This window comes from Devosia sp. MC521 (assembly GCF_014127105.1).
In the GTDB taxonomy this organism is placed as follows: Bacteria; Pseudomonadota; Alphaproteobacteria; order Rhizobiales; family Devosiaceae; genus Devosia.
In genome coordinates, this window is sequence record NZ_CP059902.1 from 3,532,501 (window position 1) to 3,545,866 (window position 13,366).

General features: G+C 55.3%; 13 protein-coding genes (1 of these 13 cut by a window edge). 5 read left to right on the forward strand and 8 right to left on the reverse strand.

What is annotated here, in order from left to right; all coding sequences use genetic code 11:
• The 3 genes in view from H4N61_RS18270 to H4N61_RS17020 are tightly spaced (each overlapping or abutting the next) and all read right to left on the reverse strand, a layout consistent with a single transcriptional unit that may run on beyond the window.
• Positions 1–59: the beginning of a heme-dependent oxidative N-demethylase subunit alpha family protein gene (locus H4N61_RS18270; protein ID WP_199368590.1), read on the reverse strand. 457 nt of this gene lie to the left of the window's left edge; 59 of the gene's 516 nt are visible here — the first part of the coding sequence; its start codon is at positions 57–59; its stop codon lies off the left edge, out of view.
• A complete protein-coding gene (locus tag H4N61_RS18275; protein ID WP_349236468.1) occupies positions 11–445 on the reverse strand; it encodes a heme-dependent oxidative N-demethylase subunit alpha family protein in 435 nt (144 codons plus the stop codon). Before H4N61_RS18275 ends, H4N61_RS18270 begins: the two co-directional genes overlap by 49 nt.
• On the reverse strand, positions 445–876 hold the full coding sequence (locus H4N61_RS17020; protein WP_169194503.1) for a MarR family transcriptional regulator: 432 nt from the start codon (positions 874–876) through the stop codon (positions 445–447). The genes H4N61_RS18275 and H4N61_RS17020 overlap by 1 nt, the downstream gene beginning before the upstream one ends.
• Before the next feature lie 80 nt (positions 877–956).
• Between H4N61_RS17020 and H4N61_RS17025 the strand changes: the two genes are divergently transcribed.
• Positions 957–1,475, forward strand: a complete 519-nt coding sequence (locus tag H4N61_RS17025; protein ID WP_169194502.1) for a cytochrome b/b6 domain-containing protein — start codon at positions 957–959, stop codon at positions 1,473–1,475.
• Here the strand turns inward: H4N61_RS17025 and H4N61_RS17030 are convergent.
• The 4 genes from H4N61_RS17030 to H4N61_RS17045 form a co-directional block, all read right to left on the reverse strand.
• Complete coding sequence (locus H4N61_RS17030; protein ID WP_182394539.1) at positions 1,472–2,845, reverse strand: serine hydrolase; 1,374 nt, start codon at positions 2,843–2,845, stop codon at positions 1,472–1,474. The two genes, H4N61_RS17025 and H4N61_RS17030, sit on opposite strands and share 4 nt — an antisense overlap.
• A gap of 59 nt (positions 2,846–2,904) precedes the next feature.
• On the reverse strand, positions 2,905–3,432 hold the full coding sequence (gene ppa / locus H4N61_RS17035) for an inorganic diphosphatase (protein ID WP_169194524.1): 528 nt from the start codon (positions 3,430–3,432) through the stop codon (positions 2,905–2,907).
• Positions 3,433–3,531: 99 nt separating this feature from the next.
• On the reverse strand, positions 3,532–3,981 hold the full coding sequence (locus H4N61_RS17040; RefSeq protein ID WP_182394540.1) for a universal stress protein: 450 nt from the start codon (positions 3,979–3,981) through the stop codon (positions 3,532–3,534).
• An 82-nt stretch (positions 3,982–4,063) separates the two neighbouring features.
• Positions 4,064–4,510: a TerB family tellurite resistance protein gene (locus H4N61_RS17045; RefSeq protein ID WP_169194499.1), complete on the reverse strand. Its 447-nt coding sequence runs from the start codon at positions 4,508–4,510 to the stop codon at positions 4,064–4,066.
• A gap of 199 nt (positions 4,511–4,709) precedes the next feature.
• Between H4N61_RS17045 and H4N61_RS17050 the strand changes: the two genes are divergently transcribed.
• The 3 genes from H4N61_RS17050 to H4N61_RS17060 are packed head-to-tail and all read left to right on the forward strand — an operon-like array spanning position 4,710 to position 10,535.
• Complete coding sequence (locus H4N61_RS17050; RefSeq protein WP_169194498.1) at positions 4,710–5,522, forward strand: hypothetical protein; 813 nt, start codon at positions 4,710–4,712, stop codon at positions 5,520–5,522.
• Positions 5,443–7,083, forward strand: a complete 1,641-nt coding sequence (locus H4N61_RS17055) for a DNA polymerase Y family protein (RefSeq protein ID WP_182394541.1) — start codon at positions 5,443–5,445, stop codon at positions 7,081–7,083. Before H4N61_RS17050 ends, H4N61_RS17055 begins: the two co-directional genes overlap by 80 nt.
• A complete protein-coding gene (locus H4N61_RS17060; protein ID WP_182394542.1) occupies positions 7,080–10,535 on the forward strand; it encodes an error-prone DNA polymerase in 3,456 nt (1,151 codons plus the stop codon). Before H4N61_RS17055 ends, H4N61_RS17060 begins: the two co-directional genes overlap by 4 nt.
• Here the strand turns inward: H4N61_RS17060 and H4N61_RS17065 are convergent, their stop codons facing one another.
• A complete protein-coding gene (locus tag H4N61_RS17065; RefSeq protein WP_182394543.1) occupies positions 10,536–10,823 on the reverse strand; it encodes a 4a-hydroxytetrahydrobiopterin dehydratase in 288 nt (95 codons plus the stop codon).
• A gap of 252 nt (positions 10,824–11,075) precedes the next feature.
• Between H4N61_RS17065 and H4N61_RS17070 the strand changes: the two genes are divergently transcribed.
• Positions 11,076–13,283, forward strand: coding sequence for an EAL domain-containing protein (locus H4N61_RS17070; RefSeq protein ID WP_248306618.1), 2,208 nt, complete (start codon positions 11,076–11,078; stop codon positions 13,281–13,283).
• Positions 13,284–13,366: the final 83 nt, after the last annotated feature.

Sequence of the window (13,366 nt, forward strand, 5' to 3'; positions counted from 1 at the left end):
ATCTTCTCCGCTAACAGCCAGGTGATGGGAAACAGAGGCAGGCTGCCGTGAGGCGCCAAGCTTCGGTGTCGCGCTGCAGGATCAGCAGATCGTCTTGCACGAGGCGCGCGGCGGTCAACAGCGGACTGTCCTTCCCAGTTATCGGACGGACCTCGTTGATCGCCGATATGGCTAGGCCATCGACGTGACGCTGGTAGGCGCCCGGATGCGCTTCAGGCAGGTATTGGGTTAGAAGCGAAAGGAGTTCCTGCTGTGCTTCATAGCTTTCGACTTGTTCGGCATAGACAGCGGGGCGGTACCCCGTCAGCAGCCTGTCTTTTTCCCTGAGATGCGGCGCTAGACACATGTCAGGCTCCAACCAATGGTCGGGGCTGATTGGTTTGGTGCCTATCTGAAAAAGCTTGGATGAACCGTCGTAGGGCGTTGAGATCGTCATGTCACACATCACAGAGACCGATCGAGCGACGATATCACCTTGTTTAAGAGCGCAAAGAGCTGATGCGTCTCTTTTTCATCTAGGTTTGATAAGGCAATTGCATTGAGGCGAGCGACAGCGGCCTCCACTTTGGGCAGTGCTGCAAGTGCCTTAGGCGTCAGTGAGGCCAAGACGCTCCGACCATCTTCCGGATTTTTGTGGCGATCAATCCAGCCATCACGTTCCATTCTGGTCAGCGTTGCGGTCATCGTGGGCTGCTCGACCTGCGCCGCTTCAGCGAGTGCTTTCTGCGAGTGCGCGCGGTGCTGCAGCGCCAGAAGAACCGGCATATAGGCCGGACTCAGGCCCAGCGGCGTAAGCTCCCGCTCCAATAAGCGGATCAGCAAACGGGCAGCGTGATTGGTCGTATAGCCAACGGAGGTAGTCTTGAGCAGTGCCATTTACACGGGGATCGCAATATATATAGTAGGCTAACTATATTCACTTAGTCACTAACGTCAAAACCGAGAATGTGACGCCGATGAAGAGTTCTTCTGACCGTTATGGCCGCACAGCTGCGTTGCTCCACTGGATCTCAGCATTGATAGTCATTTTAATGCTGGCTAGCGGCCAAGCTTTAGACTGGGCACCACAATCACAGGTCTCGCCGATCCTACCGTTTCACGTCAGCTTGGGCTTATTACTTGGTGTTCTAACTCTCGTCCGTGCCGCTTGGTGGATATTTTTTGACAAACATCCAGCTCCACACGTCGGCATGACTGCAGGGCAAGAACGAGCGGCTAAAGCGGTACACTTGCTGCTCTATGGCGCGATCGTGGTCATGGTCGGTAGTGGCGTCGCCATGCTACTTTTGAGTGGCGCGGGATCAGCTGTGTTTTCAGGCGGCGCACTTCCTCGCTTTTCGACCTTACCGCCGTTTGGAGCCCATACGATCTTCAGCAAGATATTGTTGTTGCTGGTCATCGGCCATATCGGTGCCGCGCTTTGGCACCAGCTCGTCATCAAGGATAATCTGCTGGCGCGAATGCGGCCCCATTAGGTTTTCTTTTCGGCCCTCTGATCAACGCCATTTTGATGGAGCGTCAGGGCAACCGCCGCTCCATCGACAATCTCAAAACTCAACTGGGCGTCGACGACCTTATAAAAAAATTCATGCTCTGCTTCAGGAAACACTTCGAACTGATCCTGCCCGGTGAGTTGGGCGTAAAGTCGTCCTGCGCTTTGGGTGATGGTGAAGGCAACATCCGGGGTGAGCTGATAGGTCCCTACATACATAGGCAACACAGACGGATCGATCTCGATTTCCGTACGCAACTTTGGCTGTTCGCGTAGAGGCAACGATGGATTGAGCAAATGCATCCCAATGTCGTCGATACCGGCTAATGTTGCCATATTGGATAAAACGACGACGCCGTTTCCACTGAGCTTGTCATATCCAACAAAGCTGCGGAATCCGCCGGTACCACCATTATGCCAGATGATGTCGCCCTGCCCTAAATCAGTGATGAACCAACCCATGGCAATGGATTGTCCTTGGCTGATCTCTCCGGGTCGCTCCAGCATTTTTTCAAACGCCGGTTTTAAAGATGTGTCGCTATTGCCGCTGGCGGCAGCGATAAATTTTGCCAGATCTTCCGCATTGGTCACGAGAGCCCCCGCGGGTGCGAAAGCATCAAATTTCCAATTGGCCGCAGGCTCCCGGGCAGAGTCATAGCCTGTCGCCATACCTTCGATGGTTTCCCCGGTGAGCTGTATGCGGCTAGACGACATTTCGAGAGGCTCAAAAATGAGCGTTCGCATCAGCTCGCTGTAAGACACCCCGCTGGCTTCTTCCATCGCGATACCGAGCAAGGCGGCGCCTGCATTAGAATACTCAAATGCCTCGCCCACTGGGCGCGCCAGCGTCAGGCCAGCTAACCATGCAAACAAATCCTCACGCGATGTATCCCGGTAAGGATCATCGAGGCCTTTGTCTGTGATGCTTTGCGGCAGGCCGGTAAGCCCAGCTGTATGCGTGGCGAGAGTAAACGCCGTGATAGGCTGCTCGCTCTCAGGCAGTTGAGTGCCCTCCGGCAGGTAGGTGCTTATGGGTGCATCAACATCCATCACACCATTGAGCGCGAGTTGCGCCAGCAAGAGACTGCTAAAGGTTTTGGTAATTGACCCCGCCTCAAACAAGGTCTTTTGGTCGACCGGAGTGGGATCATCCAGCGAGATGGTGCCATGAGAAACAAAACGCGTCTCACCATCTTCCACGATCGCAACGGCTATGCCGACATTGGCCTGATCGCGACCGATACGATCGCCAAGGATCTGCGCGACGTCGCCATCCGAGGGCATAGCTGCCTCCTGTCCCATCACAGATGAGAGCATAAATATGGTAGCAGCCAGAACGGCGAAAATTCTCATAAAAACAGCTCCGGCGTTGTCGGCTTTAACCCACAACGCCGGAGCTGCAATTTGGTTGGTTATTTCTTCGCCATCGCGATCGAATCTAGGATCACCTTGCGGGCGTCCTCAATACCACCGATGCCATTGATCTTGGCCCACTTGCCTGGTTCAAGATCCTTGTAGTGGGTGAAGAAGTGCTTGACGCGCTCGAGCTGGATTTCCGGCATGTCACCAATATCCAAGATATTGTCATACATGCGGGTCAACTTGGACACCGGCACAGCAATGATTTTCTCATCCTGGCCGCCGTCGTCTTCCATAAACAGCACGCCAACCGGGCGCGAGCGCACCACTGCACCCGGTACAAGCGGACGAGAATTCATTACGATCACATCCAGCGGATCGCCGTCGCCGCACAAAGTGTGTGGAACGAAGCCGTAGTTCCCCGGATAACGCATTGGCGTATAGAGGAAACGATCAACAAAGAGAGCACCGCTGTCCTTGTCGATCTCATACTTGATCGGCTCGCCCCCAAGAGGAACTTCAATGATGACATTGAGCTCTTCGGGCGGGTTCTTGCCGGTCGGGATCGCGTCGATATTCATGGTCGTAACCTTGCCGTTCAATTTGATGACGGAATATTGGGCAGCTTCTGCCCGCAAAACCGACCAAAAGGCAAGACGCAAACGGACGCAGACCGTTCCCTATTTAATGACAAGTACGGGGATGGTCGATCGCGCAAGCACCTCTGCCGCCTGACTGCCGAGGAGCATACGCTGAAAACCACGCCGACCATGCGAACCCATAACAATGGTGTCACAGCCGATTTTCTCAGCGGCTTCAAGGATTGCGTCAGCCGGACGGTGCTCTGCCAGATAGCGCGTTTCGATATTTACCCCTTGGGCCTGCGCAATGTCGCGAGCTTGAGCCAAAATGGTTTTCGCATGCTTGGCATAGCTCTCCTCAAGCTCCGACAAGATCGACCCTGCATCAATCGCACCGAAACTACCGCCACCCAATGCCGACACAATTGGATCGGTAGAGGTCAGCGCAATTACGCTGGCGCCGTTAAGCTTGGCGAGCTCCAATGCAGCCGACAAAGCCTTGTTGGCAAGCTCGGATCCATCCGTCGCGATCAGAATCGATTTAAACATGTCACTGCCTCCGTATGTGCATGCCGATATCTTGGCGCAAAAACACCCGGGCCGCTTTGATCTGGATCAGTCTTTGATAATTTCACTCGTCAGATGAGGACAATTGCCGAACCTGATTGCGCAAAATTGTACGATCACGGCTGGAGACACCGATCAATTCGGCGATACGCCAGACCAAATTGTCCTCCAGCTCATGATTTTTGCTGTCAGCGAACACTACGGTCCACATCATACGAATAATCTCGATACGGTCATCCATCGGCAGATGGGTGATGCCACTGGTAAACTTGTAAAAATCCACCGACTCCGCATCGCGGCGAGACGCTTCCTGAACCAACTTTTCTACGCTGGCCTCGTTGAGGCTGTAATAGTCGCCCAGCACCTCGCGGATCGCTTTTTTCTCATCATCCTTCACGGCACCATCAACGGCGGCCAAATGCACAAGCAGTGCTGCGACAGCAACTTGTGGATCGAGAAGATCGGTTTGCGACTGGGGCTTGGAGAACAGTCGGGTCAGGGCCTCAAACATATATTACTCGTAAGAAGAAAGACGGGGCTGAGGAAAACTTAGCCGTAAGGGGCACAAACACAAAGCCTTCCAAGGCCTTTGTTGCGCTCTAGCTCCCTATTGATGCAGCTGCGTCACACTGCAGAGCAAGAAAATGGACTCGACTCTTCGTGGATTTAGAGTCATTTTGTTCTCGTTATGTTCACATCAGCGGTGACCTATGCAGGCCCCAAATCGACACCAGCGCCTTGCCGCGCTGCGTGACGTCATTGCCGATATTGAGCGCAAACCCGCCTTGGCGGAGGCGCGCCATCGCGTTGACGCCGACACAGTAAGCACGAGATTTCCGCGCTTTGCCGGAGGCTTAGTACAGGAAGTTTTTACCGATGACACGCGCCATTCCAGCGTCAGCCTTGGCTTTGCCTTGGCACAAACACGTGGTCTTTTAGCGGGTCGACGCATGGGCATTCTCTATGTCCAGCTCATCAACCAAGCGCAAGACATGGGCATGCCTTATGGCCCAGGCCTGATCAGCTTCGGCATAGACCCCGCGGCCATTGTCTTGGTGCGCGTAGCCAATATCACCGAGCTGCTCTGGGCCTGTGAAGAAGCACTTAACTGCAAGGCTATTGCCGCTGTCATCGCTGATGTCGCAAAACCCTCAAAGCATCTCGATTTTACCGCAAGCCGCCGCTTGAGCCTGCGCTCGGCCCAATCAGGGGCCAGCCTTTTTCTCTTGCGTTACGGCAAAACGCGCGAAGCAAGCGCGGCGCAATTGCGCTGGCAGTTGGCACCTATCACCAGTGGCCGCAAACCTTTTGACGATCACGCTCCTGGCCCTGCACGTTGGACGGTCAAGCTCGAGCGAGGCTCCCTCATCAAGCAGCACGCAGAATGGGTGCTGGGATGGACGGAAAATGGATTCACCAGTTTTACACCGCGACGCGGCCCCAATGATCGGATCCGCACGAATACGCCGCTTCCTCGTCCTCTACCTACCAAGCTGGGCAACCGATTATCTCAAGCGAGCTGAACCCACCCTCACCGGCCCTTTGGCGCTTTATGAACGCGTACAGGGAGGCCTTCGGATTGCAGCGCTAGATAGGGAAGCGTCACAACTGGGTATTCGCCAAGGTCAAACCTTGGCCGATGCCCGGGCTCTGGTTCCTACTCTCATCGTGCGGGAGATGGATCGCGATTGGTTTGAGGCTGGCTTCGCCGATTTTGCCGACTGGCATTCCAATGCTAGTCCGCTTGTCGCCGTTATGCAGGACCCGTCTAAGTTCGGCGATCTCGTTATGGACACAACCGGCGTCGATCACCTCTTCGGTGGCGAGCCGAATATGTTGCGAACACTGCTTACACGCCTTCGCGCTCTTGGCTACACCGTGGCAGGCTCGATAGCCCCAACCATTGGGGCCGCTTGGGGGGTGAGCCATTATGCGCGCAGTCAAATCGTCTCCCCTGACACTCTCGACAACGTTCTCGATACCCTGCCTGTCGCCGCATTGCGCCTGGATCAAAAGCAACTCGCCACACTTGCCCAAATGGGCCTTAAAACCATTGGTGAACTGCGCACACGTCCGCGCAAGCCCTTGCAAGCCCGGTTCGGCCAAAGCCTGATTTTGCGTCTCGATCAGGCTTATGGGCACGTGCTTGAGCGGATGAACCCGCGCCTCCCGCAAACCGAACAATTTGCCGAACGCCGCTTTGCCGATCCCATAGCGCTCCTCGACGATGTTTTGGCCACCACCAAAGACCTCGCGATCACCCTCTCACATCAATTGGAAAAACAAGGACAAGGCGCGCAAAGCTTTCACCTTTTTCTTTATCGCGTCGATCATAAGGTCATGACGCTTTCGGTGAACTCAGCGCGCGTAACCCGCGACGCTCATCACATCAGCCAGCTGTTCGTTCATCGTGCCGAGCGGCTATCTGCCGAATACGACCCGGGCTTTGGCATTGATATGGTGCGCCTTTCGGCCAGTTCTTTGGATGATTTGGGCGAAGCGCAGGCCTCCGCCTTCAGCCTAGAAGATGGCACGCAAGATCTCGACCAGCTTAACGATCGGCTCGCCAGCCGGCTCGGCGTGCTTTCTGTCGTCCGCACCCAGCTTTTGCCTTCACACATGCCCGAGCGCGCCGCGCGTCTTGTGCCTGTGCAAGCGTGCCAAACATTCGACAGGCCAGATCATTGGCCAGAGATGACGCGCCCATTGCGTCTCCTGCCCTCACCCGAACGCATCGACATTAGCGCCGAAGTTCCTGATGGCCTACCCGCCTTGATGGTTTGGCGTCGCCTGCACTATCGCCTCGTTAAAGGAGCTGGCCCCGAGCGCTTGGGCGCTGAATGGTGGCGCGCGCCCGAGCGCTTGCAGCTTGCCCCAGAGACACAGCCTAAAGAGCCAGCAGAGGGTGAGGCGCAACTGGCACTGCCCTATTTATCACCCTTGCCTCTCTTCGTCCCAGACGACGCAACGCGTGATTACTACAGTGTCGAAGACGAAGTAGGACGCCGTTTTTGGGTGTTCCGGCAGGGCTTTTATGGCGGGCACACCCATCCCACTTGGTATCTCCATGGGCTCTTTGCATGACCGAAATTATCCGCCTTCCCACGCGAGAGCGCCCACCTAGCGCACGACCAAAAACTTCGCCTTTTGCCGAGCTCATCACCACCAGCAATTTCTCATTTCTACGGGGCGCGTCTCACCCCGAGGAGCTTGTGTCCGCAGCCATGCAATTGGGTCTGAATGGCATGGGGCTTTGCGACCGTAATAGTTTTGCTGGGGTTGTGCGCGCCTTCACCACCGTCAAACATCATGCCGAAAGGTTCAAGAGCTTCCGTTATCTCGTCGGCGTTCGCCTATGCTTTGACGATGGCACGCCCGATATTATCGCTTACCCCACTGATCGACCGGCCTATGGACGGCTCTGTAAGCTCCTCACCCTTGCCAATCAGCGCGGCGAAAAGGGATCCCCCTCACTTCTCCTTTCCGATCTCTTCGGCAATGGAGACCCAGCCTCACCCAAAGAACACGGCCCGCAAGAAAGCTTTGTCGAGGGGCAACTCTTTATTCTCATGCCCGATGAGCGCGATTGGAGGCGCACCGAGCAAACCCTTGCTGCGCTGACGCGATTTGGCGGAACACAAAACGTTTGGGTCGCTGGCGTGCCCCGCTTTGACGGTCATGACCGTGCACGCCTCAACCGTGTCGACATCTCCGCGCGTCGTCATAGGGCCAGAATGCTCGCGAGTAACGATGTTTATTATCACGAGCCAGATCGGCGCATTGTCGCCGATGTTGTCACCTGCATTCGTGAGCACACAAGCCTGCATGACGCCGGGTGGCTGCTGACCAAAAATGCAGAACGCCATCTCAAACTCCCTTTTGAGATGGAACGTCTTTTTGCCGAACACCCTGACGCCATAGCCCAGACCCAAGCCATCATGGCGCGGATTGGCTTCACCCTCGATCAACTCAAATACAACTATCCCGAAGAGACCATCGGCAATGGTGAAACTGCTCAACAAACGCTAGAGCGCCTCACATGGGAGGGTGCGGCACGGCGCTTCCCGGAAGGCATTCCCAATACCGTCAAGGCGATGATTTGGAATGAGCTCTGCCTCATCGCCTATAAGCACTACGCCGCCTATTTTCTCACCGTCCATGACATCGTGCGCTTCGCCCGCTACGAGCGAAAAATCCTTTGCCAGGGGCGCGGCTCAGCGGCCAACTCTGCCGTGTGTTTTTGTCTCCATATCACCGAGGTCAATCCCGTTACCGGCAACCTCGTCTTTGGTCGCTTTATTTCCACCGAACGCGATGAACCGCCCGATATCGACGTCGATTTCGAGCACGAACGGCGCGAAGAGGTGATGAGATATGTCTATGAAAAATATGGTGGTCGCCGCACAGGCCTAACCGCCAATGTCATTACTTATCGCTCTAAAAGCGCCATCCGTGAAACCGCAAAAGTCTTTGGCGTTTCCGAAGACACGGTCAATGCCTTCAACCAGCTTCATTGGGGCTTTGGCTCAGCTGTCGAGTTAGAAAAGGTGAAGGCCATTGGCCTCAACCCGGACGACCCGGTTCTTTCCCAGATGTTCGAAGTGGTGAAAGTGCTCCGCGGTTTTCCTCGCCACCTCTCTCAACACGTCGGCGGCTTTGTCATCACCCGCGACAGTCTTGAAACCATGGTCCCCATCGGCAAAACCGCCATGGATAGCCGCGTCATCATCGAATGGAACAAAGACGACATCGCCGCGCTCGGCATTTTGAAGGTCGATATTCTGGCCCTCGGCATGCTCTCCTGCCTCAGGCGTGCCTTTGAGCTTTTGCATGTCCATTATGACAAGCGGCTCACCCTCGTTGATATTCATGCCGAGGAAACCGGCGATGGCCCGCTGGATAAGGCCCGCGTCTACGACATGATCCAGCGCGCGGATACGCTTGGCGTCTTTCAAATCGAAAGCCGGGCGCAAATGTCGATGTTGCCGCGCCTCAACCCAAAAGAATTTTATGACCTCGTCATTGAGGTCGCCATCGTTCGCCCCGGCCCCATTCAAGGGGACATGGTCCATCCTTATTTGCGCCGCCGTCAGGAATTGGAAAAACCAGTCTATTATAATGATCAGTTGAAGGATGTGCTGAAACGCACGCTAGGCATTCCCCTGTTCCAAGAACAGGCCATGCAAATTGCCATTGTCGGCGCAGGTTTTTCACCCGGCAAAGCTGATTCATTGCGGCGCGCTATGGCCTCTTGGCGTCGAACCGGACAGATCGCCCAATTTGGCGATGAGTTTCTCGCAGGCATGGCCGCCAATGGCTATCCGCTCGAGTTTGCTAAAAACTGCTTCGCCCAAATTCAGGGCTTTGCCGAGTATGGTTTTCCTGAAAGCCACGCCGCCAGTTTTGCCCTACTGGTCTACGCCTCGTGCTGGTTCAAATGCCACTACCCGGACATCTTTGCCTGCGCCCTGCTCAACTCCCAACCCATGGGCTTTTACGCACCCAGCCAAATCGTGCGCGATGCGCGTGAGCATGGCGTTGAGATTTTAGATGCAGACATCAATCTGTCTGAGCTTGAATGCGTCATGGAAGATGGCACCGCGCCGGCAGCCACCCGCCTTTGGCCCAAACATGCCAATATGGCAGGCGATATATTTTCGACCAAAGCCATTCGCCTTGGTTTGCGCTTTGTCGACGGCCTAGCCGAAAAAGACGTCAACTGCATCATAGCTCGACGCGGTTCGGGCTATGCTTCGGTAAAAGACCTTTGGCTTCGCACAGGCGTTTCGGTCGCCAGCCTAGAAAAACTAGCCAAAGCCGATGCGTTTGCCTCCATGGGGCTTAACCGTCGTGAGGCACTTTGGGCGGTAAAGGGCCTCGTCGGCACACATGGCGCTGAAACCCTGCCGCTTTTCGCCTCTGCCCCACCGCCCTCTTTGCCGGTCTTGGAAGAAGCCCCCAACCTCCCCCTTATGGCACCCGGAGAAGAGGTTATCCACGATTACGCCACGCTATCCCTTTCGCTCAAAGGGCACCCGGTTCAGTTTGTGCGCCCCATGCTGATTACACGCGGCACAACACGCGCTGCCAATTTGGAGACAGTTACACCGGGCCACCGCATTGAAGTGGCAGGTCTCGTGCTCGTTCGGCAACGCCCAGGCACTGCGGGCGGGGTCATCTTCGTCACGCTCGAAGACGAAACAGGCACAGCCAATATCGTCGTTTGGCCAAAACTCTTTGCCGACGACACAAATCGTAAAACACTACTCTCAAGCCGCATGCTTGCTGTGCGCGGGCAGGTGCAGCGCGAGGGCTTGGTTATTCACATTATCGCCGAGCAGTTAGTGGATTTGACCCCGCACCTGCTCGATATTTCCAATGGCATCGACATGGGCGACGCTGTCGTAGCGCGCGCCGACGAGGGAAAATCTGGTCCACCCGGCAGCCATAGCCGCGACCGCAACGCGCAGCGCGAAATCGAGCAGGCCCGTAAGCGCGCTTGGGCAGCGCTGCCAACAGGCCGCAATTTCCATTGATTATCGGAGCAAGGCTTCGATACGAGCCGCCAAGTCAAAATCCTTCTGGCTCACCCCACCGACATCATGCGTCGTCAACGCAATATCGACACGCCCATAGCTGTTAGACCAATCGGGGTGGTGCCCGGCCTTTTCGGCAAGCAGGGCAACGCGCGCCATAAAGGCAAAGGCTTCAGAAAAATTACGGAACTGAACCGAGCATGTAATCGCGCTAAGGTCTTCATTCCACGACCAATTCGGCAACTCGCCGATAAGGGTCTGTATCTGTTCAGCAGTCAGTTTACTCAAGTCGTCCCCACCTGGGCGAGAGGTCAGAATTTAACCAGCAATTTACACTAGTCAGCATTTGAGCGCACCTAATTCGAAATTCCTAACAACAGCAAGGAGATATTAAGGCGCCCGGGCGTTCACTCGCAATATTCAGGGGTGCTGTCCGTGTTGAACTCTGCGCGCAAAACCATGCCGGTTATGGACTACGTGTCCGTACTCAGGTCTGTTTATACAGATCAGAAAGCGACTTTAGGGGGAACGTTGGCTAGTGTGCTGATGTCCGGCATCGGCGCTTACAAGACTAGTTCTCCAGCCTTGTGCTTAGTTGCGGTTGCCTTTTTGGTCATCGGAATTGCGCGCTATTTTGACACGCGGGCGTTTTGGTCAGCGCAGATAGACGGCACAGATCCCGTAGCCGCCGAACATTGGGAAAACCGTGCCGTCTGGCTCGGGGGCTCCTTAGGCCTTGTTTATGGCCTTTGGTGTCTTGTCTCTTTGGTTTTCGTAGACGACACCCTCGCTGCCCTTTCGAGTGTTTCCATTTCCATCGCAGCAATGGTGGGTATTTGCGCGCGTAACTTCGGACTGGACAGTTTAGTATCGGTGCAGATGGTTATGGTCATCATACCGATGTCGCTGGGCCTCGCGCTGCACGGGGAAAGTTTTTACGTGGTTTTGTCCTGCCTGTTGCTCGTCATGCTGTTCAGCTTTCGAAAACTCGCGTCAGACATCCGAAACATATTGCTCTCCGCTGTTCACGGTCGCATGGAAGCGACGCGACTTGCAGCTGAACTCGACATCGCCATCACCACGCTCGAGCATGGCCTGTGCATGCTGGACGAGAACGGTACTCTGACGGTGATGAACGCCCATGTCGCTGCGACGCTCAAAACCCTAGGGGTCAACTACGTCGCCAACCGACCGTTCACCGCCATACTTGCCGATATGTCGCGCGCCGGGCAGGTTCCGCGCACTGCGATCGACCGGCTCAACGAGATGGTGAACCGCAGAATTTCAGGAAAGGTCCTACTGTCAGCCAAATCTGGCCGGTATTACGAGATCACCATCAGCAACAAGCAGGATCGTTGCGTCTTGTTGTTCGAAGACATTAGCGATCGTGTTGCAGCTGAAGAACGAATCTCCGTCATGGCCCGCCAAGACAGCCTGACGAATTTGCCCAATCGCCAGCACTTCAGTGAACTGGCGGTAGCGGAGCTAGCGCTGCGGTCGACAGGGCTGCGCCCATCAGCGATGATGATCTTTGATATTGATGAATTTAAACACATCAATGACAGCTACGGTCACATCATAGGGGACGATCTGCTGCGTTCTGTGGCGCAGCGTCTCAGTACCAGCCTGCCTTCGGGCACTATTCTGGGGCGCTTGGGTGGTGATGAGTTCGTGGCTCTGTCGCCTCACGACAGCAATCTTGAGGATATTACAAACGCTGTCGCTGCAACGCTTGCAGAATTCCGGCATCCCTTTGTGGTCTCCGGGCTACATTTAACCGTGCAAATGAGCATCGGCATTGCCACCAGCGAAAACAGCGCCGATGAACTGACGGAACTGATGACCAAAGCGGATCTCGCCCTCTATGCAGCCAAGGCCGCAGGTCGTGGGTGTAGCAGGGTCTTCCATGTCCAAATGGACCGAGATTATCACTATCGTCAGCGCCTCAAAGCAGACCTGAAGACAGCGATCGAGACAGGCACGTTGTCCCTAGCGTTCCAGCCACAGGTGGACATTACCAGCCGGAAGATTGTGTCCTGCGAAGCTCTTGCGCGCTGGGAGCATCCGCAGCTCGGTAACATTGCGCCCTCTGTTTTCATCCCACTGGCAGAAGAATCCGGGCTAATCTCAGAACTTACCGAATGGGTCATGGACCAGGCGGCCAGGGAATGCGCGTCTTGGCCAGCCGAAATCAGTGTTGCCGTAAACGTATCGGCCCGCGATTTCCGTGGCACTGACCTTGCCAAGGTGATCACCTGCGCGCTGCGCACACACAATCTGCCAGCGCATCGCCTTGAAATTGAGGTGACCGAAACGGCCGTGATCGAAGAGCGTGATTTAGCCAAGACGGTGTTGAACGAACTCGCCGCGATGGGGATTGCCATCGGGCTAGATGACTTCGGGACCGGCTATTCTTCCCTGAGCTATCTGCACACCCTGCCTTTCACCAAGCTCAAAATCGACCGCGCTTTTATTAGCGATATCGCAGACAACGATCGCGCTCGCCTGCTGTTGGCCAATGTCGCGCGCCTTGGGAGAGACCTTAACCTCACGGTTGTTGCCGAGGGCGTTGAAACGGAGGCACAACTCAATACGCTAACTGCTATTACAAGCGTCCAGCAGGTTCAGGGATATTTCTTCTCCCGCCCCCTTCCGCCACGCGATATTGCAGAACTGATCACACGCGTGAACTGCGCGGGTAAACCACGCAAGACCCAGCAATTTGATGCCATGGTTAACGCCCGTTAACCCAATATATTAACGCTGCTTTTTCACTGAGCGACAACTGCTTAGGCCGAACACCTAGGCAAATCTGCATAGTCTTATAGCTA

Excerpts from the sequence above, each read along its gene's own strand:
- H4N61_RS17045 (WP_169194499.1), bottom strand. The coding sequence starts at position 4,510 with ATGTTTGAGGCCCTGACCCGACTGTTCTCCAAGCCCCAGTCGCAAACC.
- H4N61_RS17030 (WP_182394539.1), bottom strand. The coding sequence starts at position 2,845 with ATGAGAATTTTCGCCGTTCTGGCTGCTACCATATTTATGCTCTCATCT.
- ppa (WP_169194524.1), bottom strand. The coding sequence starts at position 3,432 with ATGAATATCGACGCGATCCCGACCGGCAAGAACCCGCCCGAAGAGCTC.
- H4N61_RS17020 (WP_169194503.1), bottom strand. The coding sequence starts at position 876 with ATGGCACTGCTCAAGACTACCTCCGTTGGCTATACGACCAATCACGCT.
- H4N61_RS17050 (WP_169194498.1), top strand. The coding sequence starts at position 4,710 with ATGCAGGCCCCAAATCGACACCAGCGCCTTGCCGCGCTGCGTGACGTC.
- H4N61_RS17055 (WP_182394541.1), top strand. The coding sequence starts at position 5,443 with ATGATCGGATCCGCACGAATACGCCGCTTCCTCGTCCTCTACCTACCA.
- H4N61_RS18275 (WP_349236468.1), bottom strand. The coding sequence starts at position 445 with ATGTGTGACATGACGATCTCAACGCCCTACGACGGTTCATCCAAGCTT.
- H4N61_RS17040 (WP_182394540.1), bottom strand. The coding sequence starts at position 3,981 with ATGTTTAAATCGATTCTGATCGCGACGGATGGATCCGAGCTTGCCAAC.
- H4N61_RS17060 (WP_182394542.1), top strand. The coding sequence starts at position 7,080 with ATGACCGAAATTATCCGCCTTCCCACGCGAGAGCGCCCACCTAGCGCA.
- H4N61_RS17025 (WP_169194502.1), top strand. The coding sequence starts at position 957 with ATGAAGAGTTCTTCTGACCGTTATGGCCGCACAGCTGCGTTGCTCCAC.